The organism is Pantoea sp. PNA 03-3 (assembly GCF_003201175.1).
Taxonomy (GTDB): domain Bacteria; phylum Pseudomonadota; class Gammaproteobacteria; order Enterobacterales; family Enterobacteriaceae; genus Pantoea; species Pantoea stewartii.
The window spans coordinates 71,582-94,196 of sequence record NZ_QICO01000008.1 but is presented as its reverse complement, the minus strand read 5'-3'; the positions used below and the strand labels follow the sequence as shown (position 1 = coordinate 94,196).

The following is a 22,615-nucleotide window of genomic DNA, read 5'->3' as shown; positions in this document are numbered from 1 at the left end:
ATTTACGCGCTAATTTACTCTTGGTCCAGCGGCCTGACCACTGGGCCACCCGTTCATAAAGGAGTAATAATGGAACATACATGGCGCTGGTACGGCCCCAACGATCCTGTTTCACTGGACGATGCTCGCCAGGCAGGTGCAACCGGTATTGTTACGGCACTTCATCACATCCCAAACGGCGACGTGTGGCCCGTAGCCGAAATCAAAGCGCGTCAGGCGCTACTGGCGGAAAAAGGACTCACCTGGTCTGTTGTTGAAAGCATTCCCGTTCACGAATCCATTAAAACGCAACGGGGCGATTATTCGCGCTATATCGCCAACTATCAGCAGTCGATTCGTAATCTGGCCGCCTGCGGGATCGATACCGTGTGCTACAACTTTATGCCGGTGCTTGACTGGACGCGTACCGATCTGGCCTGGACCTTGCCGGATGGGGCGAAAGCGTTGCGGTTTGACGCCGATGCGTTTGCTGCGTTTGAACTGTACCTGTTAAAACGTCCCGGTGCGGAAAAAGAATACAGCCCCGCCGAGCAGCAGGCCGCTGCTGCCTGTTTTGCCGCGATGAACGAAGAAGAGAAAGCCACGCTGGTGCGCAACATCATTGCGGGTTTACCCGGTGCGGAAGAAGGCTACACGCTTGAACAGTTCCAGGCCCAGCTGGCCCAATATGATGGCATTGATAAAGCCAGACTGCGCGAGCATATGGCCACCTTCCTGCGGGCTATTGTGCCAGTGGCAGAAGAGGTGGGCATCAAACTGGCGGTACATCCCGACGATCCGCCGCGTCCTATTCTTGGCCTGCCGCGCATTGTCTCCACCCAAGAGGATATGCAGTGGCTGAAAGAGACTGTCGACAGCCTGCATAACGGATTCTGCTTCTGTACAGGATCGTACGGCGTTCGCGACGATAACCCACTGGTTACGATGGCCGAAACCTTTGCCGATCGTATTAACTTCGTGCATTTACGCGCCACAAAACGCGAAGCAAACCCCAACAGCTTCCACGAAGCCGCTCATCTGGCGGGAGACGTTGATATGGTTGGCGTCATCAAAGTGATTCTGGCTGAGGAGCAGCGCCGTCGCCGTGCAGGCAATCTACGCGCTATTCCTATGCGTCCCGATCACGGTCATCAGATGCTGGACGATTTGCACAAGCGCACCAATCCGGGCTATTCAGCAATAGGCAGGCTCAAGGGGCTGGCCGAGCTGCGTGGCGTAGAAGTCGCGCTGAAGCAAATCTACTTCCAGGATTAGCCCACCACTGTGCCGCTGGAGGGACGTGCCAGACCAGAAGCCATCGTGTTCGGTTGACCCGGCGCATGTGGTCCGTGCCTGCGGCGTCAATGCCCTTTTGCTTTCTCCACCGCGCGGGGACATTCTTTTGCCCCGCGCGCACGGCTTGCCTGCCGGCCACAGGAACACTTAGCAGAAAATGTGAGTATTCACTTTCATCAGTACACTCTGTCATATGCCGTCTTTCACCCAATCCGGGCATGAATTTTCTGTCAATAAATTATGGACGAGGCCGATAATGACGATTATCGGAGGCAAAGGATATCCGACCGTTCACCCGTGGTGTGAACTGGCGTGCTATGCTGAATAAACCCTTAGCACCGCTCAAAAACATGATTACAATTCAGAGGTTATACGGTGCCGCTGATTAAAGAAAAACCGGCCCATACCAGGCTACTTATCGTCTTTGCTGGCGTCCTGCCACTCCTTCTGGGACTGTTTTTTTGTGCCATTGATGCGCGTCAAACTGTGCGCGAGCAACAGATCAACACGGCAGCGACTTTACTGTCTCAGGCAGAAAAAATCAGCGACAACGCCTGGAGCATGATTGCCTGGCTTCGGCAGTACGAGGAGCAGCCCTGCGAGCAAATTGAGCATGCATTGCGGCTTAACGGCACGCTTTATCCCTATTTTCGTGGCCTGGGCACGCTGGAAAACGACGTGATCACCTGCTCTTCGGCTTACGGTAATAAACCCTCAACCCTGAAAGCGATGATTGGCGTAACGCCGCCGGTGGCGCGCAAAGACGGGTGGAGTTTGTCTCTGCGCGGCTCCTACAGCGTACCCGACCGGCCCGCCGTCATCTTTGTGCGTAACCTTACCGCAGGCAGAGCCGTCTGGGTAATGGTGGAAGGGCAATATCTCATCGATTTTATGAGTGCGTTAGGGAGCACGCACGATTATCAGATCACGATGCGCTTCAGTGACGGTGCGTCAATTGTGTCAGGTGAACATGATTTTACCGGGGATACCGGGCCTTCTCCTCAACTTTATCGCGCCACGTCATCGCGCTATCCCATCAGCGTAACGCTACTGGCACCGGGCACAGAACGCATAAAAGCACTGAAACAGTTGTTGCTCCTGATTATGCCTTTTGCTTCCGTGTTTTCCGTTTTGTTGATGATTCTCACGGCATCATGGCTACGCCGGCGATTTTCATGGGCAGATGACATTCGTCGCGCCATTCGTTCCGGGCAGTTCAGCGTGCACTATCAGCCCACCTACAGCTATGCGCTTAAACGCTGCACCGGCGCAGAAGCCCTTTTGCGCTGGACGCTGCCCAATGGTGACAGCGTACGTCCCGATACCTTCATCAGCGCGGCGGAAGCCGAGGGAATGATCATTCCCGTTACCCGCCATTTAATGGATTTAATCGTTGAAGACGCGCGGCAGTGGAAAACGAATCCCGGTTTTCATCTGGCAATTAACGTGGCCGCCGACCATCTTCAGCATCCAGACTTCGTCGATGAGATGCTGAGCTTCGCGGAAAAGATGGCAGTAACGGAATTTAACCTCACTCTGGAGCTGACCGAACGAAGCCTGATTAAGGAAGGTAACGTGGTGGCGGACAAACTGGAAAGATTGCGTGCGGCGGGGATGAAAGTCGCGATTGATGACTTCGGAACCGGCCATTGCTCGCTCAGTTATCTGCAAACTTTCGCGCTGGACTATCTCAAAATCGATCGGGGCTTTATTAATGCCATTGAATCACTGGATGGCGAAACGCCTGTGCTGGACGCCATTATCAGCCTGAGCCACAAGCTTAAGCTACAGGTATTAGGTGAAGGTGTTGAAACTGCACTGCAATTCCACTACCTGCAACAGCACGGTGTAACCTTCGTGCAAGGCTATTTTTATGCCCGCCCTATGGAAAACAGCGCCTTCATTGCATGGATGGAAAAATATGGTCATTTGCCAGTGCCTCCTGAAGCGCTCTAGAGCACATCAGGTCACCATCGGATGACAACAGCACGAGATGATTTTGTAGGGATTTAGCGCCGTTTACGTGCCGCGCGCAATGCGACGGCTACCGTTTCTTCCTGCTGGCAGACAGACAGGCCTTCACAGGGCCGACGGGTACGCTGGCTTAGCCGCTGTAGCGTTGGCACCGACTGCTGGAGTAACTGCTGGCATTCTTCATATGCCGAGCACTGCTTCCCCGTTGTCGTCGACGTGATAAGCGTTTCGCTCAGCTTTGTCAGTCGGTTTATCCAGCGTTTCCCCCGACAGCGAAACCAACCCGGCGCAGAGTCCATCTGTGTCCTCTCGCCGCGCTGCCGGTCAGCGGACAACAGAGTGGCAGGATAGATTAATTTTTTTTCCACACTATCGATGAGCGCCACCCAGGGATTTTGGCTCATGGCGATATCCTCCTTGACAATTTCTATCCAAATCAAGGGGGATGAGTATTACTGAAGGGAATTGATTAGGCAAGCCTCAACAGTCAACACGAAAAATCATAAGTAATTTTAACCTGTAATGCGTCAGAGCGCATTTTCACTTGCGATCGGCACGTATCGTTACCAGGCAATCGCGTTCGCCTGCTTCTTTTTTTAGCCAGTAAGACTGGTGTAAACACAAGGCAGAGTTGGTCACTTTCAGGCCAAACATGACAAATATCACACAAAAACGTTATACTCTGCGGTCGATGAAATGAATCACGGCAGTTTTCGTTGTATTTATACGTCGACAGATAATGCTGTTTTACGGCTATGCTTAAATTTCCTCAACGCAGCGGTCTGAACGCTGTGGTCGGTTCGCGCCGTTGAGGACTTTCATGTTCCATTACAGGGTAATTCTATGAAATTGCGTAGGAAGCGTGTAAAACCGATTGGGATCGATGATGTGACCATCATTGATGATGCCCGTTTACGAAAAGCCATTACCGCCGCGTCGTTGGGTAACGCCATGGAGTGGTTTGATTTTGGTGTTTATGGCTTTGTGGCTTATGCCTTAGGTAAAGTCTTTTTTCCGGATGCCTCACCGGGCATTCAAATGATTGCCGCCCTGGCAACGTTCTCTGTTCCTTTTCTGATTCGTCCTCTGGGTGGCCTGTTCTTCGGCATGCTGGGTGATAAATATGGCCGTCAGAAAATACTGTCCATTACCATTGTCATTATGTCGGTCAGTACGTTCTGTATTGGTCTGATTCCCTCTTACGCCTCCATCGGCATCTGGGCACCGATTTTGCTGCTGTTGGCCAAAATGGCGCAGGGCTTTTCCGTCGGCGGGGAATATACCGGCGCATCGATTTTCGTGGCGGAGTATTCACCGGACCGCAAACGTGGCTTTATGGGAAGCTGGCTCGACTTCGGTTCTATTGCCGGTTTTGTGCTGGGTGCGGGCGTTGTCGTCCTGATCTCGACCATTATTGGCGAAGAGAACTTCCTTGAGTGGGGCTGGCGTCTTCCTTTCTTCCTGGCCTTGCCGTTGGGCATTATTGGTTTATATCTGCGTCATGCGCTGGAAGAAACGCCAGCATTCCAGCAGCACGTTGATAAGCTGGAACAGGGTGATCGCGAAGGCCTGCGTGATGGTCCGAAAGTCTCTTTCAAAGAGATCGCCACCAAACACTGGCGCAGCCTGTTAGCCTGTATCGGCCTGGTCATTGCGACCAACGTGACCTACTACATGCTGCTCACCTACATGCCAAGTTATCTGTCACACAACCTGCATTACTCGGAAGATCATGGCGTGCTGATCATCATCGCCATCATGATGGGGATGCTGTTTGTACAGCCGGTAATGGGCATGCTGAGCGACCGTTTTGGCCGCCGTCCGTTTGTGATTCTGGGCAGTATTGCGTTGATGGTTTTTGCTATTCCCGCCTTTATGATGATCAACAGCGGCGTGCTGGGAATGATTTTTGCCGGACTGCTACTACTGGCGGTAATCCTGAATGCCTTTACGGGTGTGATGGCATCGTCTCTGCCTGCAATGTTCCCTACGCATATTCGTTATAGCGCCTTAGCCAGCGCCTTCAATATTTCGGTATTGATTGCCGGTCTGACGCCAACGGCCGCGGCCTGGCTGGTCGAAGCGACCAACAACCTCTACATGCCCGCGTACTATCTGATGGTCGTGGCGGTGGTCGGTCTGATTACCGGTCTTTACATGAAAGAGACCGCGAATAAGCCGCTGAAAGGGGCGACGCCTGCCGCATCAGATTTAGAAGAGGCGCGCGAAATCCTTCAGGAACACCACGATAACATCGAACAGAAAATCGAAGATATCGACGCAGAAATCGCCCGTCTCGAAGCGAAACGTAAAAATCTGGTGCAGCAGCACCCGGACATTAACGAGTAAGCTCCCCCGTCTCCCGCCCATGTGGCGGGAGACGTTTTATTCTCTCAGCGCACCGCACACAAACCTTCATCGCCTGCTCTTAATCGGAGTAGACTGTCCGTCTTATTTGAATTAGCTACGTGAGTAACTATGTCTGATTTTTCCCTTACCCAACGTCCCAGAAGATTGCGCGCCAGCGCATCCATGCGTGCAATGTTTCAGGAATCCACCCTCAGTATCAACGACCTGGCTTTACCCATTTTTGTTGAGGAAGGCGTTGATGACTATAAAGACATTCAGGCTATGCCAGGCGTAAGGCGTATCCCGGAAAAACGTCTGGCCCACGAGATTGAACGTATCGCCAGGGCAGGCATCCGCTCCGTGATGACCTTCGGGATTTCTCATCATACCGACGCGACCGGCAGCGATGCCTGGAATGAAAACGGCCTGGTCGCACGGATGTCGCGCATTTGCAAAGATACCGTGCCTGAAATGATTGTGATGTCGGATACCTGCTTCTGTGAATACACCAGCCACGGCCACTGCGGCGTGCTGTGCGATCACGGCGTGGATAACGACGCAACCCTTATCAACCTGGGTAAGCAGGCCGTTGTCGCGGCAGCGGCAGGCGCTGACTTTATCGCGCCCTCGGCCGCGATGGATGGTCAGGTGCAGGCTATCCGCCAGGCACTGGATGCTGCGGGCTTTACGCAAACGGCGATTATGTCTTATTCCACCAAATTTGCGTCATCCTTCTACGGCCCGTTCCGTGAAGCCGCCGGAACCGCGCTGAAAGGCGATCGCAAAACGTATCAGATGAACCCCATGAATCGCCGCGAGGCCATTCGCGAATCACTGATTGATGCCGCCGAAGGTGCCGATTCGCTGATGGTGAAACCGGCTGGCGCCTATCTGGACATCCTGCGCGACATTCGTGAACGCACTGAGCTTCCCCTGGCGGCTTATCAGGTCAGCGGTGAATATGCGATGATTAAATTTGCCGCGCAGGCCGGCGCGATTGATGAACGTAACGTGGTGCTTGAGAGCCTGGGGGCCATTAAACGTGCGGGTGCCGATCTGATCTTCAGTTATTTTGCGCTCGACCTGGCGGAGCAAAATCTGCTGTAGGCAGTCGTTCTCTGCGATGCGACAACGTGTCGCAGAGAGGCCTGTTTTAACTTTGCTCAGGGTGACATTTTACTTTCGGCATGGTAACGTTATGTAATAGTACCACAAAGTCACCCCTCCCACCTTTGCAACAAATAATATACATATCACGCATAAATATAATTGCTCATCATGTTATTTCACATTCCTGGAAATAACCATGCACTTCCTTGAGAATCTTTACGTAACTCCTATTTTGAGAAACATATGTTAATTTAAAATCATCCTCATTATTTAAGGGGGTGTTATGAATGAGAACAAATACAATGAGAGCGTAATTATTTCTGTTACTGAATGGATTAATGAAAATCTCGATCAGCGATTAAGCATTGATGATATTGCGGAAAAGGCGGGCTATTCAAAATGGTATCTGCAGAAGTTATTTTCCCGCTATAACGATGAAACGCTTGCACGCTATATTCGCAAGAAGAAATTAATATCCTGTATTAACGATCTCAAAAACAGCCGTACACCTATTATCAATCTGGCCGTTAAATACCATTTTGAAAGCCAACAATCTTTTACGCGCTCGTTTAAACAGATGATGGGCTGTACGCCCAGCGTTTGCCGCAAAAGACAAATGAAAGGGGGAACGGACAGCGCCACGTCCACCGGTGCGCATCCCTGTAGTCTCTGCATACGGACGCCGAAAAAGGCAAAAAAGCCGGTTTACAGCGGAATAAATGACACCCGGAGCAGCGACGATTTAGTCCGCTTTTTTTAAATACAGGCGTTACTCGTCCGGCTTATAATATTGCACGCCAATCTGAATTCGCTCTCGCCCGTTGGCAACACGATGACGATTGGTATCGCGTAATGAGTAAATACATCCGCAGTACTCTTGCTGATAAAAGCTTTCGCGCTTACTGATTTCGATCATACGCGCCGAGCCGCCGCCTTTGCGCCAGTTAAATTCCCAGTAGGTCAAATCGGGATATTTTGCCGCCGCACGGACACCGCAGTCATTAATCTGCTGCATGTTCTTCCATCGGGAAATTCCCAGACAACTGGTGATAACAGGAAAACCATTTTCATGCGCATAGAGCGCCGTACGCTCAAAACGCATATCGAAGCACATGGTGCATCGCTCACCACGCTCAGGCTCCCATTCCATGCCTTTGGCCCGTTTAAACCAGTCATCACGATCGTAATCTGCATCGACAAAAGGCACATTAAACTTTTCAGCAAAGCGGATATTCTCCTCTTTACGCAGTTCGTACTCTTTAAGCGGATGAATATTCGGGTTATAGAAATAGATCGTGTATTCAATGCCGGAGGCCAGCATGGCTTCCATGACTTCCCCTGAACAGGGCGCACAGCAGGAGTGCAGAAGCACTTTTTTGTGTCCACCGGGCAACGGTAGCGGTTGACGCTGATAGGGCTGAGACATAAGCACCTTCAATGAATGAAATAAAAAAGGCAGTGTAATGCCGGGACAGGTCTGTTGCAAAACTTCAGTGTATCGGATCGCCCCTGCCTGTAGTGAAGGCCTGAGGGCGAATTCCTTTACGCCATTACCATTGCAGCGTTTTTCCCGCGTAGTCCACATAGTGGTGACCACCGCGCCCCTGAAACATCGTCAACTGCGTGAAGATCCCTTCCGCGCTTTTTTCAGCCGTAAGGGGGGCCTTATCGCCGCCCATATCCGTTTTCACCCAGCCGGGATGCAGCGTTAACAGCGTGCCATTCTGCGCTTCTACCCCTCTGGCAAGGGAACGGGTCAACATATTGAGCGCCGCTTTACTGGCCGAATACAGAGGAGCGTCCGCGCTGCGGTTCTCATTCAGGCTGGCAAGCTGCGAAGACGTTAACGCAATCACGCCCTTTTGCTGATTCAGCAACGGCAGCAAAATCTCAGCGCAACGTACCGGCGCGACGGCATTGGTCAGGAACAGCTGCATCAGTTCGCTGTCATCCGTCTCGGCCAACTTTTGATGCGCTGGCCCGTAAACGCCTGCATTAATCAAAATGGCGTCATAAGGCTCTCCACTCAGCTGGACCGCAACGTGTTTAACCGCGTCGGTATCCGTTATATCCACTTGATGCCAGTCAACCTCAGGGTGCTCGCCTTGTGGCGGAATAGCACTGCGGTATGTGGCCGTCACCTGCCAGTGATGGGCTACAAACGCGTTAACCACGGCGAGTCCGATGCCGCGCGACGCGCCGATAACTAAGATTTTCCCCTGATGAGCCATAGGATTGTCCTCGTTGATGAAGTCAGTAAGCAGAGTAGAGGCGGGTTAGCGCACGCACTGCATTATACAGGCTGTTTTGTGCGGATACCGCCGCTCCGACCCTGCTGTGTGTCCTGATACGCCCTGCCTGGGTTATTCAATCTGCTGATCAGGCGGCGAAGATTTGTTGCCATCCCGGCTCTTTTCCACACTCTGCGGATGATCTTCCCCCATTGCCAGGGCTGTCGCGCTGGCGGGATCGAACAATGAGAAGCTCTCGATCTGGTCCAGCATGATCACTTTGCGAAACGCCATGGCATTTTTAGGTTCTGAATCCAGCGTGATGCCGTGCTCGGCGTACCAGCTACTGTAATTATGTTCGACCGCCAGCTTTAATGTATGGCTGTCGCGATAACCGCTCAGCATCGGAATGAGCACGATATTGGCGGTGCTTTCATATTCAAAAGTTGCCGCATGCACCATGCCTATGTAGATGCGTCGCGATTTTAGCGTGATCCATGCCAGTTCCCCCTCCTCCATACACTGGAAAAGCATCTGCTCGACGCCGTTAGAACGGGAGAGTTTTTGATAGAGGTCTTTTCGGCCAGAGACATTCAGCCGTGCGCTGCCCGCCCAGTTCGAGCGATAAAGGCAAAACAGAATGGCGAAGGTCAGCATAATGACTACCGGTGCCTGAATACCTAAAAAGCTCCAGTTCATAAACTTCATTTGCAGCTGAAGATGATCGCCGGGGAAAATATAAAGCGCGTTGGAAACGGAGGAAATAATAAATAAGACAAACCAAATAAATGCGGTGGCAAAAACCCCCTGAAGCACGAATATACAACCGTATAACGCCACCAGAAAATAGACATCCCAGCCAGAGGTACGGCGCATTTTGAAACGGCTGGAAAGATCCCGACTGGTGTACCAGTAACCACTTACCATCAATACCATAAAAATCGCGGTACCCACCTCAGACTCCTTTTAAGCTATTGACGTGCCGGTTGAAATCCTCCTTTACTTCCTCACTGAGGATATTGACCGCGGCGTTACCGTTTTCATCGATAATAATGCGCTCACCATCGGCAATGGAGTCGTTTATGTCCTGGCGGCTCATTATCTGGAGGAATTTATCCGGGCTGGCGAACAAGGAACGAACAAAGCTGATCATGACAGGTCACTTACTGAGTTAAAAAACACAAGTATGTGACCGAATTGGCTTTGCTGCCATTTTATTGCCGGTAAACATTCTTAAAAGCCTGATTAACGAAGCGGTAAATGTTGCTGATTTTTTCGCGTTCTGCTCTCCCCCCCTTTATAAAAGATGGCGAAACGCATTCATTCATCCCTGACGACGATGCCCTTCTCAACGCAATCCGGTTTGCCCGATGCACGCCATAAAACGACAGGGCACAAACCGCTTTTGTCGCCTGATGGCAGCTCATCGCGGCAGTCGACAGCGCCGTGCATCGTACGCACCTTGTTGCCGGCCCCGACGTAAAGGATCGGCCACTTGCTCGTACGCGGAAAGAGAAACATCGTTTCTTCAGTCTGGATCACATTACCGGGTTATTTTGTTGCACTAGTGTGATGCAAGTTTCAATTACGTTGCACCTCGATTGCGCTTAATTTATCGGCAGGCTATCAACTCCACCATTCCGTTGCACATAATCACCTGACGTGGCTGTTTTTTAACAGGCCAGGGCAAACTGGCATGCATTGTGCTTGTTACTTAAATAACAACATTGCGAGCAATGACAGCCAGGTAACATTGAGGACGACATGAGCGCTCACACCGAACTGCTGAAAAAAATCGAGGCTGCCATTAGTCAGCAAACGCCCAGCGAAAAACGGATAAGTTCGTGGCTGCTCAGCCATTCCGAACAAATCCCCTTTGAAACGGCGGACAGCATTGCCCAGGCGACCGGCACCAGCGGAATTACTGTCGGGCGTTATTTGCGCAAGCTGGGATTTAAAAATCTTGATGATGTGAAAAACCTGCTGCGCGATGTGCCCAATACGCCGTACAAGCAATGGGGCGTAATTGACCGCCTTGATTCATGGGAGCAGCAACGCACGCTGCCGGATCCGGCCAGCCAGTCACTACAAATGGAGTTAGAGGCTATCCGCTATGTCTACCAGCTGGCGCAGACGGAGACCTTTCGCCATATCAGCCAGCAAATAGCCGAGGCCGAAACCGTCATCGTGTTGGGGATTCAGTCCACCCGGGGCATCGCGAACACCTTCTTCAGTCATCTGGAATATCTGCGACCGCGCGTGACCTATGCCGATGGCAGCTCGGGCAGTTGGCTGGAGTCGCTGAACTCCGAGTCGTCAAAGCCTTACGTCATTCTTACGGATACGCGAGCCTATTCCACCGTAGCAAGACAGTTTTGTCGGGTCGCCACCGCACGTGGCGTGTCGATGGCGCTGGTTACCGATATCTGGTGTCCGTGGGCCCGGGATTATCCGGTGGATTTACTCCAGGTAAAAACGGACACCGCCAATTTTTGGGATTCGCTGGCCCCCATCAGTTGCCTTTTCAACCTTCTGCTGTCTGCAGTTGTCGAACGCCTTGGCCCCGCGCTTTCTCAGCGCCTGGCACAAAACCGACTGTTGCAGCAGGAATTTGGTCAGTTTGAACATTGATAAAACAGGGATTACAGAATGATGCAGGAAACAGAGCTGGTCGATATCGCAGTGGCCTTTCCGGCGCTGACTATCGATCTGAAATATGCCACCGCCGATAACATCACGGGCCAGCCCATCTACAGCGTAGCCCGCTGCCTGCTGCATCCCGATGCCGCCGTCGCGCTGGAGAAAAGTATTGCTATTGCCAGCGTGGCGGGTTTTACGCTGCTGGTGCTGGACGCCTATCGCCCACAAAAAGCGCAGGAGCTGCTTTGGCACGCCTGTCCTGATCAGAATTACGTCGTGCCTTTATCGCAAGGCTCGAATCACAGCCGTGGCACCGCGATTGATGTCACGCTAATCGATGCTGACGGGCACATTCTGGATATGGGAACCGGGTTTGATGAAATGCAGGCGCTGTCGCACCCCTACCATCCCGACGTGCCGCTGGCTGCTCAGCGCAACAGGCTACTGCTTAATGCCGTGATGTTTGGCGGTGGCTTTACTGGCATTGCGACCGAATGGTGGCATTTCGAGTTACCGGAAGCGGCCCGTTATCCGCTGATTAACGATGTTTTCACCTGCATATCCCCAGCCCAGACTGACGGAGTTTTACCATGACAATGACGCACACAGCACCCCGTTATTTTCGCCCTTTGTTACTTGCTATTACCCTCGCGGCCACGACGACATCCGTGCTGGCTGCGGTACCGAAAGACATGCTGGTGATCGGAAAAGCGGCCGATCCGCAGACGCTGGATCCGGCGGTGACGATTGATAACAATGACTGGACCGTTACGTATCCTGCCTACCAGCGCCTGATCAAATACAAAACAGAAGACGGTAAAGGCACCACGGAGATCGAGGGTGATCTGGCTCAAAGCTGGCAGAGTAGTGACGATGGCAAGGTCTGGACGTTTACGCTACGTCCGGATGCCGCGTTTGCCGATGGCTCACCCGTGAATGCTGAGGCGGTTAAGCTCTCTTTTGAGCGTCTGATGCGTATCAAACAAGGCCCGTCGGAAGCCTTTCCAGCCGACATGAAAGTCGAGGTAGTCGATCCGCATACCGTGCGTTTCACGCTGAACACCCCGTTCGCACCGTTTCTTTATACGCTCGCGAATGACGGCGCGTCCATTATTAACCCTGCCGTGCTGAAAGCGAACACCGCCGATGATGCGCGCGGCTATCTGGCCGAGCATACCGCAGGATCCGGTGCCTATATGCTGCAACGCTGGCAGAAAGGTCAGCAGCTGGTGCTGGTGCCTAACCCGCACTTTACGGGGCCTAAACCGGCCTTTAAGCGCGTTTCCGTGAAAATTATCAGCGAAAGCTCTGCCCGTCGTTTGCAGCTGGCAAAAGGCGATGTCGATATTGCCGATGCGTTACCGGTAGACCAGTTCGCCGCGCTGAAGAAGCAAGGCGACGTCACCGTCATGGATTATCCCGCCCTGCGTGTGACCTACCTCTATCTGAACAACAGCAAAGCACCGCTGAATCAGCCTGATTTACGCAGAGCGATCTCCTGGGCGACCGACTACCAGGGCATGGTACAGGGCATTCTGGGCGGCAACGGTAAACAGATGCGCGGTCCGATTCCGGAAGGCATGTGGGGCTATGATCCTCAGGCCATGCAGTACAGCTTTAACATGGATAAAGCCAGGGCTGAACTGGCTAAACTGCCCAGCAAACCGCAGACGTTGTCCTTTCTCTATTCGGACAACGATCCAAACTGGGAGCCGATTGCCCTTTCCATGCAGGCCAATCTGAAGACGCTGGGCATCAACGTTAAGCTGGAAAAACTGGCCAACGCCACCATGCGCGAGCGTATCGGTAAAGCGGACTATGACATTGCCATTGGCAACTGGAGCCCGGATTTTGCCGATCCCTACATGTTCATGAACTACTGGTTTGAATCAGACAAAAAAGGTCTGCCCGGCAACCGCTCTTTTTATTCCAACCCGGCGGTTGATGCGCTGCTGAAGAAAGCGGTTTCCACGACCAGTCAGGCTGAACGGACCCGCGATTACCAGCAGGCCGAGCAGATCGTGATTAACGATGCGGCTTACGTGTATTTATTCCAGAAAAATTATCAGGTTGCGATGAATAAGTCGGTTAAAGGCTACGTGTTTAATCCGATGCTGGAGCAAATCTTTAACCTCGCCACCATGCATAAAGAATAACAACCTTCACGCCCGTTCACGCAGGGCCTGCCTGGCCCTGCTGAGGAAGACATGATGAGTTACTGGAGTCTGTTAAGACAGCGTAGCTGGGGACTGCTGTTGGTCGTCGCTGGCGTCTGCGTCATTACGTTTATTATTTCGCATCTTATTCCCGGGGATCCGGCCAGGCTGCTGGCCGGCGATCGTGCCAGTGATGAAATTGTCCAACACATCCGCCAGCAGTTAGGGCTGGACTTACCGCTGTGGCAACAATTTATCCGTTATGTACAGCAACTTTTGCATGGCGATCTGGGCACCTCGATCCGCACAGGCCGCCCGGTGTTAGACGATTTGCGGGCATTCTTTCCCGCCACGCTGGAGCTGGCCTTTTGTGCGCTGTTGATCGCGCTGCTGGTCGGCGTGCCGCTGGGCGTGCTTTCTGCCGTTTATCGCAACCGCTGGCTTGATCATCTGGTGCGTCTGCTGGCGCTGACCGGTATTTCGACCCCGGCGTTCTGGCTGGGACTGGGTGCCATCGTCCTGTTTTATGGCAAGTTGAACCTGCTGCCCGGCGGCGGACGCCTGGATGACTGGCTTGATCCACCCACACGCATCACCGGTTTCTACCTGGTTGATGCCTTGCTGGAGGGCAATACTGAGGTCTTTATGAACGCCCTGCAGCATCTGATTTTGCCTGCCACCACGCTGGCCTTTGTCCATCTGGGCATCGTGGCGCGTCAGATTCGCTCGGCCATGCTGGAACAGTTGAGCGAAGACTATATTCGCACCGCGCTGGCGAGCGGACTGCCTAAGTTTACTATCGTCGTGCGCTATGCCCTGCCCAACGCCCTGATCCCCTCTGTGACCGTGCTGGGGCTGGCCCTGGGTGACCTGCTGTATGGTGCCGTCCTGACCGAAACCGTTTTTGCCTGGCCCGGTATGGGCGCGTACGTGGTGTCCTCGATTCAGGCACTCGATTTTCCCGCCGTGATGGGTTTTGCCATCGTCGTGTCCTTTGCGTACGTGCTGGTCAACCTGTTTGTGGATCTTCTTTATCTGTGGATTGACCCGCGCATGGGTCGGGGAGCGTAACGCATGATGATGACGCAAGAACAGCCTGCTGTACGTCAGGCGAAACCCACGCTTCTCGTCTGGAAGCGTCGGCTCTGGATGGTGCGTAAAAGTCCACTGACCCTGCTGGGGGCCGCCATTATTGTCCTGATGCTGGGATTGATGGTGTTCTCGCCCTGGCTGGTGCCCCACGATCCGAATGCCATCAGTTTGACCGACCGTCTTCAGCCGCCCAGTGCTGCGCACTGGTTTGGCACCGATGAAGTGGGCCGGGATCTGTTTAGTCGCGTGTTGGTCGGCAGCCAGCAGTCTGTCGCGGCCGGACTGGCCGTGGTGTTGCTGGCGGGCATCAGCGGTTCATTACTGGGCTGTCTGTCCGGTGTTCTGGGTGGTCGCAGCGATGCGCTCATTATGCGCCTGATGGACATCATGCTGTCTATCCCTTCGCTGGTGCTGACCATGGCGCTGGCCGCGGCGCTGGGACCGAGCCTGTTTAACGCCATGCTCGCCATCGCCATTGTGCGTATTCCTTTTTACGTCCGGCTGGCACGCGGTCAGACGTTGATTGTCAGACAGCATACCTTTGTCGAAGCCGCCAAAACCTTTGGTGCCTCGCGCTGGCATCTGATTAGCTGGCATATCCTGCGTAATGCGCTGCCGCCGCTGGTGGTACAGGCCTCGCTGGATATCGGCAGCGCCATTCTGATGGCCGCGACGCTGGGCTTCATTGGCTTAGGCGCGCAGCAACCGACCGCTGAATGGGGCGCGATGGTAGCGAACGGGCGCAACTACGTGCTGGACCAGTGGTGGTACTGCACCTTCCCCGGCGCGGCGATCTTAATCACCGCCGTTGGATTCAATTTGTTTGGCGATGGGATTCAGGATCTGCTGGATCCGAAAGCAGGAGGACGTCACTGATGCAAGAGAGAATCCTGACGATTGAGGATTTACGCCTCAGTTTCCCGGTCTATCAGGGCGAGGTGAATGTGCTGAACAATGTGTCCATGCACATTAACCGTGGTGAAATTGTCGGCGTAGTCGGGGAGTCCGGTTCGGGGAAATCGGTCACCGCCATGCTGGCGATGCGGCTGATTCCCGAACACAGCTATCAGATCAAAAGCGGCAAACTGGAACTGGCGGGACAGAATGTCCTGACCGCCAGTGAGGCCGCGATGCGTAAAATGCGCGGCAATCGCGTTGCCATGATCTTTCAGGAACCCATGACCGCCCTGAATCCCACTCGCCGCATCGGCAAGCAGATGGTGGATGTCATTCGACAACATCGTCCCGTGTCAGCCCGTGAGGCCAACGCACGGGCGCTTGCGCTGTTGGGCGATATGCAAATCGCGGACGCAAAGAACGTGATGGCGCGCTATCCCTTCGAGCTTTCCGGCGGTATGCGTCAGCGCGTCATGATCGCCCTGGCCTTTTCCTGTGAACCCGATCTGCTGATTGCCGATGAACCCACGACCGCGCTGGATGTCACCGTACAGCGTCAGGTACTGCGCCTGTTAAAACAAAAAGCGGAGGCAACGGGCACGGCGGTGCTGTTTATCAGCCACGATATGGCGGTGGTTTCGCAGTTGTGCGACCGGATTTACGTCATGTACGCCGGCGCAGTCATTGAAAGCGGCCTGACGGAAACCGTCCTGCATTCACCGAGCCATCCCTATTCCATTGGCCTGCTTGCCTGCTCGCCCGATGCCAGCGAACCGCGCGCCCCGTTGGCGTCCATTTCCGGCACCGTCCCCAACCTGACCTGCCTGCCCTCGGGCTGTGCGTTTCGCGAGCGCTGCTTCGCGGCAGGCGAACGCTGCACCCGCGCACCACGTTTACAGGCGACGGGCAACGCTGCCCAGCAGGTGGCCTGCTGGTATCCACAACAGGAGACGCGCCATGTCTGATGCTCTGCTCACGCTACAAAACGTACACGTTGCCTTTCCTGCGAAGAAGAACTGGCGTGGCAAAGTGACGGAACGGGTTCATGCACTGAATGGCCTGGATATCCAGGTCAGACAGGGCGAAACGCTGGGCATTGTCGGTGAATCCGGTTGCGGCAAAAGCACCCTGGCGAAACTGTTGATGGGCATGCTGAGTCCGACAACGGGTCAGCTTGACCTGGCCACCGCCGCTGGCGGAGGCCGGGAACGTCGCATGCAAATGGTCTTTCAGGATCCGCTCTCGTCACTGGATCCCCGCCTGCCGGTCTGGCGTATCATGACCGAACCGGTCTGGATTCAGTCACGCGCGTCAGAAAAAACGCGACGCGCCCTGGCTGAATCCCTGGCCCGTCAGGTGGGGATTCGCCCGGAATACCTGGACCGTCCACCGCATGCGTTTTCCGGCGGTCAGCGTCAACGCATTGCCATCGCCCGGGCACTGTCCTCCCAACCCGACATCATTGTGCTGGATGAACCTACCTCGGCACTGGATATTTCTGTCCAGGCGCAGATTCTGAACCTGCTGGTGGAACTGCAACAGCAGTACAATCTGACGTATATCCTGATCTCTCACAACGTCTCGGTCGTCCGTCACATGAGCGATCGCGTTGCGGTCATGTATCTGGGCCAGATTGTCGAACTGGGCGCGGCTCAGCACGTTCTCGATTCGCCTCAGCATCCCTATACGCAATTGCTGATGGACTCTGTGCCACGCATTGGCGCGCCGCTGGAGGGGGCTCCCGTCAACACCGAACTACCGGGTAACCGCCACCTGCCAACCGGCTGTTTCTTTCGCGATCGCTGTCCGCAGGCAACAAGTGGCTGTGCCACGCCTCAGCCTTTGCGCGTTCAGGATGACGGGCGGGCGGTCAGGTGCTGGCTGGCCCATAACCTTATGCATGCCTGATTCACAACACATCAAGCGGGTGGCGCAACGCGACCACCTTTTAACGATCACTCTTTCAGGAAGACATTGCGATGAAAATCATTGTGCTTGGCAGCGGCGTGGTGGGCGTCACCACCGCCTGGTATCTGCAGCAGGCAGGGCATCAGGTCACCGTGATCGAACGCGAAGCGGGCCCGGCATTGGGTACCAGCGCCGCCAACGCCGGTCAGATCTCGCCTGGCTACGCCGCGCCCTGGGCCGCGCCAGGCGTGCCGCTTAAAGCGGTTAAGTGGATGGTGCAGCGCCATGCGCCCCTTTCGGTACGGCCGGATGGATCTCGCTTCCAGCTGGCCTGGATGATGCAAATGCTGAAAAACTGCAATCCTCACAGCTATGCCGTCAATAAAGCCAGGATGGTCAGACTGGCAGAGTACAGCCGTGACTGTATCAGTGCGCTGCGGGCCAGCACAGGAATTGAATATGAAGGACGCCAGGGCGGCACCCTGCAGCTGTTTCGCACAGAACAGCAGTTTGAAAACGCAGCGCGTGATATTGCCGTGCTGCAGGAGGCTGGCGTGCCGTATCAACTGCTTGAAGCCGACCAGCTGGCGACCGTCGAACCTGCACTGGCTGACGTAAAGCACAAGTTGACGGGAGGTTTACGGTTGCCTAACGATGAGACTGGCGATTGCCAGCTGTTTACCCAGCGACTTGCCGCCCTGGCGCGCGATGCCGGCGTCACGTTCCGCTTTAACACGCAGGTGGATGCGCTACTGACCGAAGGTGACAGGATCAGCGGGATTGTCTGTGGCGATCAGACGCTGACGGCGGACGGGTACGTTATGGCATTTGGCGCTTACTCTACCCAGTTGCTTCGACCACTGATGTACATTCCGGTGTATCCGCTGAAAGGCTATTCCCTGACGATTCCCCTCGCCGATGAGGCCGGTGCCCCGGTTTCCACGGTACTGGATGAAACCTATAAAATTGCCATCACGCGTTTTGATAATCGCATCCGCGTCGGCGGTATGGCGGAAATCGTGGGATACAGCAAAACCCTGCTGCCCGCGAGACGGCAAACGCTTGAGATGGTGGTAAACGATCTTTATCCCCGTGGCGGCCGCGTTGAGCAGGCGACCTTCTGGACCGGATTACGGCCGATGACGCCTGACGGCACGCCGATTGTCGGTCATACACATTTCACCAACCTGTGGCTGAACACCGGACATGGCACGCTGGGCTGGACGATGGCCTGCGGATCCGGCCAACTGTTAAGTGATGTGATTTCAGGCAAACAGCCCGAGATTGCGCACGCAGACTATGCGGTTTCGCGCTATGCCTGAGCGCGTCACTGATGGCGAAGCACGTTACACGGCCTGCGCGCAAGCCCAGGCCGAGCTCCAGGCCCACTGGAAATTATAGCCTCCCAGCCAGCCGGTCACGTCAACGACCTCACCGATAAAATAGAGTCCCGGCACGTCACGTGCTTCCATTGTTTTAGAGGACAGCTGAGTCGTATCCACACCGCCCAGCGTGACTTCAGCGGTACGGTAACCCTCCGTGCCGTTGGGCTGCACCTGCCAGTTGTGCAACGTCTGCACCAGCGCTGACTGCTGCTTGCTGTTCAGTTGCTTCAGCGTGACATCCGGCACCACCTGCATTTCCTGTAAGATTTCGACCAGGCGCTTAGGCAGAATTTTCGCCAGACTGTTTTTCAGACTCAGATTCGGGTGCGCGTCACGCTGAATCGTGAGGAACGCATCCAGCGGCGTGGCAGGCGAGAGATTGACCGAGATAAACTCACCCGGCTGCCAGTAGCTGGAAATCTGCAAGACCGCCGGGCCGGACAGGCCACGATGGGTAAACAGCATCGCCTCTTTGAAGACGGTGCCGTCTTTCGCTTCGATGCTCGTGTCCAGCGCCACACCGGAGAGTGTCTGCAGTTGTTCAAGCAGGGGTTTATGCAGCGTAAAGGGCACCAGGGCGGCACGGGTTGGCAACACCGTTAACCCAAACTGCTCGGCCACTTTATAGCCAAACGGTGACGCGCCCAGGCCCGGCATGGAAAGCCCGCCGCTGGCGATGACCAGCTTCTCTGCCTGTACGCTGCTGCCGTTGAGTTGCAGGACGTAGCCCGCTTCGTCGCGGGTTACACTCAGGATTTCGCTGCGCAAACGCAGGGTCACACGCCCCTTTTCACACTCGGCGAGCAGGAGATCGACCATCTGCTGCGCAGACTCATCGCAAAACAGTTGCCCCAGCGTTTTCTCGTGCCAGGCAATGCCGTGACGATTCACCAGATCGATAAAATCCCATTGGGTATAACGCGCCAGCGCTGACTTACAGAAATGGGGATTATTCGACAGGTAGGCGGCCGGTTCGGTATAGAGATTGGTGAAATTGCAGCGCCCACCGCCTGACATTAAAATCTTGCGGCCCGGCTTTTTGCCGTTATCCAGCAGTAATACGCGGCGACCGCGCTGTCCAGCCTGCGCGGCACAAAAAAGCCCCGCGGCCCCTGCTCCAATCACGATAACGTCAAACTGTTCCACTGCCATTGTCCACCTGATAAAAGAGGGGCAGATTGTAGTGATCTGCCTGCGTTGATGCCAGTGTCAAAAAATTGCCGCAATTATGTCATAATGTAACTTTATAATTTTAAAGGAATTTACGCCTTTAAGCTTACAAAATTGACACTTTTAAGCCGGTTCAGGTCTATATTTTCCTTTCCCAGACCACATATTGTCGCGGATAATGCGCCGCGTTCATGTCCTCCAAAATGGCGTAACGTCTATGCTACATCTGTTTGCTGGTCTCGATCTTAGCACCGGCCTGTTACTGGTTCTTGCTCTGCTGTTTGTATTGTTTTACGAAGCAATTAACGGCTTCCATGATACGGCCAACGCGGTTGCGACGGTCATCTATACACGCGCTATGCGTGCTCAGCTTGCTGTGTTAATGGCTGGGGTATTCAATTTCTTTGGCGTGCTGCTCGGCGGATTAAGCGTGGCTTACGCCATCGTGCATATGCTCCCGACCGATCTGCTGCTCAATGTTGGCTCCGCTCACGGTCTTGCTATGGTCTTCTCCATGCTGCTGGCCGCGATTATCTGGAACCTGGGAACGTGGTATTTAGGGCTTCCGGCCTCCAGTTCTCACACCCTGATCGGCGCGATTATCGGTATTGGCCTAACCAATGCGTTAATGAGCGGGACATCGGTGGTGGATGCGCTTAACATTCCGAAAGTGCTGAATATCTTCCTGTCGCTCATTCTCTCTCCCATTGTCGGTCTGGTGATTGCGGGCAGCCTGATTTTCCTTCTGCGCCGTTACTGGAGCAACACTAAAAAGCGTGCACGCATTCATATGACGCCCGCTGACCGTGAGAAGATTGACGGCAAGAAAAAACCGCCTTTCTGGACCCGTACCGCCCTGATTGTCTCCGCCATTGGCGTCAGTTATTCACATGGTGCTAACGACGGGCAAAAAGGCATTGGTCTGATTATGCTGGTCCTGATTGGCGTTGCGCCAGCGGGCTTTGTGGTCAATATGAACGCGTCGGGTTACGACATCACGCGAACGCGCGATGCTGTGAATCACCTGGAACAGTATTACCAGCAGCACAGCGAATCACTGACCCATATTATCCAGATGGCACCGCCTAAGCTGCCCACGCCGGAAGAAGTCGAACCCACCAGTCCCAAAGAGTTTCACTGCGACAGTGCGCGTGCGCTTCAGGCCGTGCAGCGTGCGCAGGTGCTTCTGAACAATCTGCAAAATTACAACGACTTGTCGGTTGAGCAACGCAGCCAGATGCGTCGCCTCTTGTTGTGTATTTCCGATACGGCCGATAAAGCGGCGAAGCTGCCGGAAACCTCGCCAGAGGATAAACGCTTCCTGGGCAAGCTCAAAGGCGACCTGCTGAACACCATTGAGTACGCGCCGGTGTGGATTATCATGGCGGTCGCACTGGCATTGGGAATCGGCACGATGATTGGCTGGCGCCGCGTGGCCACCACCATCGGTGAGAAAATCGGTAAAAAAGGCATGACGTATGCGCAGGGCATGTCGGCGCAGGTTACTGCCGCAGTGTCCATAGGGATTGCCAGCTACACCGGCATGCCGGTTTCCACGACCCACATCCTCTCGTCTTCCGTGGCCGGCACCATGCTGGTCGACGGTGGCGGACTGCAGAGTAAAACGATCAAAAACATCGCCATGGCCTGGGTTTTCACCCTGCCGGTCTGTATTTTGTTATCAGGTTCACTCTACTGGATAGCGCTGAAGCTCATCTGAGTAAGCAGCACATCAGGGCGACTTCGGTCGCCCTTTTTAATGCCAGATAGCCAGGGCGATCAAACTGATAATGACTAATCCGCACAGCGAACTGGTCAACAAAAACAAGCCTCTTACCCGCTCACACCGGCGAATAAATTCGTCATCATGATGATCAAGATAGCGCCTTGCCCAAATATAGCGGACCAGCCGCACCTGCTTGCCAGGCTGACCATGGGAGGTGAAAAAACCCGCGCCGTCAACATATTGGTATAAGAGGGGATCGCAACCCCGGAGAACCACCAGCAGCGCACGCAACGAAGAGAAATAGCGCGCCATATTTACAAGGCATACCACACAAAGAGCCCAAAAAAGCGCGATAGTGCTGATCATGTCACCCTCCTTACCGGCACCGCAGAACAGTGCAGAACGCGCACCATGCTGAACAGTCCCTGCAGAATTTGCCAACAACCCCGTTAAGCGATTTGTAGTTTTATTTTTGAATCATCAGAAAAGTAACAGCCATGTGATCAAGGCTGCTTTTTTTAGTTTAGGAGAAATGTTCAATTTTTTACCAGCGAGGATTTTCGTTTTATACGAGTAAAAATCGTTCATCATTGATCTTATTCACAAGCCAGACGGCTTCAGAAGCATTTGTTAACACACAGGGCTATACTTTCAGGTATAACAACAGCATTGCCTGTATTGCAGGTTACCCAATTTGGTGGC

The 22,615-nt window shown here is 54.1% G+C and carries 21 protein-coding genes; 14 read left to right on the top strand and 7 right to left on the bottom strand.

Annotated elements, in window-relative coordinates; genetic code table 11:
- Positions 1-69 precede the first annotated feature (69 nt).
- On the top strand, positions 70-1,254 hold the full coding sequence (uxuA, locus tag C7433_RS18885) for a mannonate dehydratase (protein WP_039342747.1): 1,185 nt from the start codon (positions 70-72) through the stop codon (positions 1,252-1,254).
- Positions 1,255-1,650: 396 nt separating this feature from the next.
- Entirely contained in the window at positions 1,651-3,231 is a 1,581-nt protein-coding gene (locus tag C7433_RS18880) for an EAL domain-containing protein (protein WP_054632928.1), read from the top strand.
- Between the two features lie 53 nt (positions 3,232-3,284).
- Here the strand turns inward: C7433_RS18880 and C7433_RS18875 are convergent, their stop codons facing one another.
- Positions 3,285-3,653 (bottom strand): hypothetical protein, encoded by a 369-nt coding sequence (locus C7433_RS18875; protein ID WP_226376310.1) that lies wholly within the window; start codon positions 3,651-3,653, stop codon positions 3,285-3,287.
- 439 nt (positions 3,654-4,092) lie between these two features.
- Between C7433_RS18875 and proP the strand changes: the two genes are divergently transcribed.
- The 3 genes from proP (at position 4,093) to C7433_RS18860 (ending at position 7,468) form a co-directional block, all read left to right on the top strand.
- A complete protein-coding gene (proP, locus tag C7433_RS18870; RefSeq protein ID WP_006121078.1) occupies positions 4,093-5,598 on the top strand; it encodes a glycine betaine/L-proline transporter ProP in 1,506 nt (501 codons plus the stop codon).
- Positions 5,599-5,727: 129 nt separating this feature from the next.
- Positions 5,728-6,705, top strand: coding sequence for a porphobilinogen synthase (gene hemB / locus C7433_RS18865; RefSeq protein WP_006121079.1), 978 nt, complete (start codon positions 5,728-5,730; stop codon positions 6,703-6,705).
- A gap of 286 nt (positions 6,706-6,991) precedes the next feature.
- Entirely contained in the window at positions 6,992-7,468 is a 477-nt protein-coding gene (locus C7433_RS18860) for a helix-turn-helix domain-containing protein (protein WP_054632927.1), read from the top strand.
- A gap of 9 nt (positions 7,469-7,477) precedes the next feature.
- Here the strand turns inward: C7433_RS18860 and C7433_RS18855 are convergent, their stop codons facing one another.
- The 4 genes from C7433_RS18855 to C7433_RS18840 form a co-directional block, all read right to left on the bottom strand.
- A complete protein-coding gene (locus C7433_RS18855) occupies positions 7,478-8,134 on the bottom strand; it encodes an epoxyqueuosine reductase QueH (protein WP_006121081.1) in 657 nt (218 codons plus the stop codon).
- Positions 8,135-8,258: 124 nt separating this feature from the next.
- Positions 8,259-8,939, bottom strand: a complete 681-nt coding sequence (locus C7433_RS18850; protein WP_033738243.1) for an SDR family oxidoreductase — start codon at positions 8,937-8,939, stop codon at positions 8,259-8,261.
- 132 nt (positions 8,940-9,071) lie between these two features.
- Complete coding sequence (locus C7433_RS18845) at positions 9,072-9,893, bottom strand: hypothetical protein (protein ID WP_006121083.1); 822 nt, start codon at positions 9,891-9,893, stop codon at positions 9,072-9,074.
- 1 nt (position 9,894) lies between these two features.
- Positions 9,895-10,092 (bottom strand): hypothetical protein, encoded by a 198-nt coding sequence (locus tag C7433_RS18840; protein WP_033738245.1) that lies wholly within the window; start codon positions 10,090-10,092, stop codon positions 9,895-9,897.
- Between the two features lie 611 nt (positions 10,093-10,703).
- Here C7433_RS18840 and C7433_RS18830 point away from each other — a divergent pair.
- The 8 genes from C7433_RS18830 (at position 10,704) to C7433_RS18795 (ending at position 18,954) form a co-directional block, all read left to right on the top strand.
- The gene (locus C7433_RS18830) at positions 10,704-11,570 is read left to right on the top strand and encodes a MurR/RpiR family transcriptional regulator (RefSeq protein WP_006121084.1); all 867 of its coding nucleotides are present in this window, start codon (positions 10,704-10,706) and stop codon (positions 11,568-11,570) included.
- Positions 11,571-11,588: 18 nt separating this feature from the next.
- A complete protein-coding gene (ddpX, locus tag C7433_RS18825) occupies positions 11,589-12,173 on the top strand; it encodes a D-alanyl-D-alanine dipeptidase (protein ID WP_039342773.1) in 585 nt (194 codons plus the stop codon).
- Positions 12,170-13,735 carry an ABC transporter substrate-binding protein gene (locus C7433_RS18820; RefSeq protein ID WP_110268709.1) on the top strand — a complete coding sequence of 522 codons (1,566 nt, stop codon included), beginning with the start codon at positions 12,170-12,172 and terminating at the stop codon, positions 13,733-13,735. Before ddpX ends, C7433_RS18820 begins: the two co-directional genes overlap by 4 nt.
- Before the next feature lie 54 nt (positions 13,736-13,789).
- Positions 13,790-14,806: an ABC transporter permease gene (locus C7433_RS18815; RefSeq protein ID WP_054632925.1), complete on the top strand. Its 1,017-nt coding sequence runs from the start codon at positions 13,790-13,792 to the stop codon at positions 14,804-14,806.
- A gap of 3 nt (positions 14,807-14,809) precedes the next feature.
- Positions 14,810-15,703: a D,D-dipeptide ABC transporter permease gene (gene ddpC, locus C7433_RS18810; RefSeq protein WP_006121090.1), complete on the top strand. Its 894-nt coding sequence runs from the start codon at positions 14,810-14,812 to the stop codon at positions 15,701-15,703.
- Positions 15,703-16,689, top strand: coding sequence for an ABC transporter ATP-binding protein (locus C7433_RS18805; protein WP_058701451.1), 987 nt, complete (start codon positions 15,703-15,705; stop codon positions 16,687-16,689). The genes ddpC and C7433_RS18805 overlap by 1 nt, the downstream gene beginning before the upstream one ends.
- The gene (locus tag C7433_RS18800) at positions 16,682-17,632 is read left to right on the top strand and encodes an oligopeptide/dipeptide ABC transporter ATP-binding protein (RefSeq protein WP_110268708.1); all 951 of its coding nucleotides are present in this window, start codon (positions 16,682-16,684) and stop codon (positions 17,630-17,632) included. The genes C7433_RS18805 and C7433_RS18800 overlap by 8 nt, the downstream gene beginning before the upstream one ends.
- Positions 17,633-17,703: 71 nt before the next feature.
- The gene (locus tag C7433_RS18795; RefSeq protein WP_039342784.1) at positions 17,704-18,954 is read left to right on the top strand and encodes a D-amino acid dehydrogenase; all 1,251 of its coding nucleotides are present in this window, start codon (positions 17,704-17,706) and stop codon (positions 18,952-18,954) included.
- A 24-nt stretch (positions 18,955-18,978) separates the two neighbouring features.
- Here the strand turns inward: C7433_RS18795 and C7433_RS18790 are convergent, their stop codons facing one another.
- Entirely contained in the window at positions 18,979-20,163 is a 1,185-nt protein-coding gene (locus tag C7433_RS18790; protein WP_199227870.1) for an NAD(P)/FAD-dependent oxidoreductase, read from the bottom strand.
- A 241-nt stretch (positions 20,164-20,404) separates the two neighbouring features.
- Here C7433_RS18790 and pitA point away from each other — a divergent pair, with 241 nt between their 5' ends.
- A complete protein-coding gene (gene pitA / locus C7433_RS18785; protein WP_033738258.1) occupies positions 20,405-21,907 on the top strand; it encodes an inorganic phosphate transporter PitA in 1,503 nt (500 codons plus the stop codon).
- Between the two features lie 36 nt (positions 21,908-21,943).
- Here pitA and uspB read toward each other — a convergent pair whose 3' ends face one another.
- Positions 21,944-22,279 (bottom strand): universal stress protein UspB, encoded by a 336-nt coding sequence (gene uspB, locus C7433_RS18780; protein ID WP_006121097.1) that lies wholly within the window; start codon positions 22,277-22,279, stop codon positions 21,944-21,946.
- Positions 22,280-22,615 lie beyond the last annotated feature (336 nt).

Excerpts from the sequence above, each read along its gene's own strand:
- uxuA (WP_039342747.1), top strand. The coding sequence starts at position 70 with ATGGAACATACATGGCGCTGGTACGGCCCCAACGATCCTGTTTCACTG.
- C7433_RS18875 (WP_226376310.1), bottom strand. The coding sequence starts at position 3,653 with ATGAGCCAAAATCCCTGGGTGGCGCTCATCGATAGTGTGGAAAAAAAA.
- proP (WP_006121078.1), top strand. The coding sequence starts at position 4,093 with ATGAAATTGCGTAGGAAGCGTGTAAAACCGATTGGGATCGATGATGTG.
- hemB (WP_006121079.1), top strand. The coding sequence starts at position 5,728 with ATGTCTGATTTTTCCCTTACCCAACGTCCCAGAAGATTGCGCGCCAGC.
- C7433_RS18860 (WP_054632927.1), top strand. The coding sequence starts at position 6,992 with ATGAATGAGAACAAATACAATGAGAGCGTAATTATTTCTGTTACTGAA.
- C7433_RS18855 (WP_006121081.1), bottom strand. The coding sequence starts at position 8,134 with ATGTCTCAGCCCTATCAGCGTCAACCGCTACCGTTGCCCGGTGGACAC.
- C7433_RS18850 (WP_033738243.1), bottom strand. The coding sequence starts at position 8,939 with ATGGCTCATCAGGGGAAAATCTTAGTTATCGGCGCGTCGCGCGGCATC.
- C7433_RS18840 (WP_033738245.1), bottom strand. The coding sequence starts at position 10,092 with ATGATCAGCTTTGTTCGTTCCTTGTTCGCCAGCCCGGATAAATTCCTC.
- C7433_RS18830 (WP_006121084.1), top strand. The coding sequence starts at position 10,704 with ATGAGCGCTCACACCGAACTGCTGAAAAAAATCGAGGCTGCCATTAGT.
- ddpX (WP_039342773.1), top strand. The coding sequence starts at position 11,589 with ATGATGCAGGAAACAGAGCTGGTCGATATCGCAGTGGCCTTTCCGGCG.
- C7433_RS18820 (WP_110268709.1), top strand. The coding sequence starts at position 12,170 with ATGACAATGACGCACACAGCACCCCGTTATTTTCGCCCTTTGTTACTT.
- C7433_RS18815 (WP_054632925.1), top strand. The coding sequence starts at position 13,790 with ATGAGTTACTGGAGTCTGTTAAGACAGCGTAGCTGGGGACTGCTGTTG.
- ddpC (WP_006121090.1), top strand. The coding sequence starts at position 14,810 with ATGATGATGACGCAAGAACAGCCTGCTGTACGTCAGGCGAAACCCACG.
- C7433_RS18805 (WP_058701451.1), top strand. The coding sequence starts at position 15,703 with ATGCAAGAGAGAATCCTGACGATTGAGGATTTACGCCTCAGTTTCCCG.
- C7433_RS18800 (WP_110268708.1), top strand. The coding sequence starts at position 16,682 with ATGTCTGATGCTCTGCTCACGCTACAAAACGTACACGTTGCCTTTCCT.
- C7433_RS18795 (WP_039342784.1), top strand. The coding sequence starts at position 17,704 with ATGAAAATCATTGTGCTTGGCAGCGGCGTGGTGGGCGTCACCACCGCC.
- pitA (WP_033738258.1), top strand. The coding sequence starts at position 20,405 with ATGCTACATCTGTTTGCTGGTCTCGATCTTAGCACCGGCCTGTTACTG.
- uspB (WP_006121097.1), bottom strand. The coding sequence starts at position 22,279 with ATGATCAGCACTATCGCGCTTTTTTGGGCTCTTTGTGTGGTATGCCTT.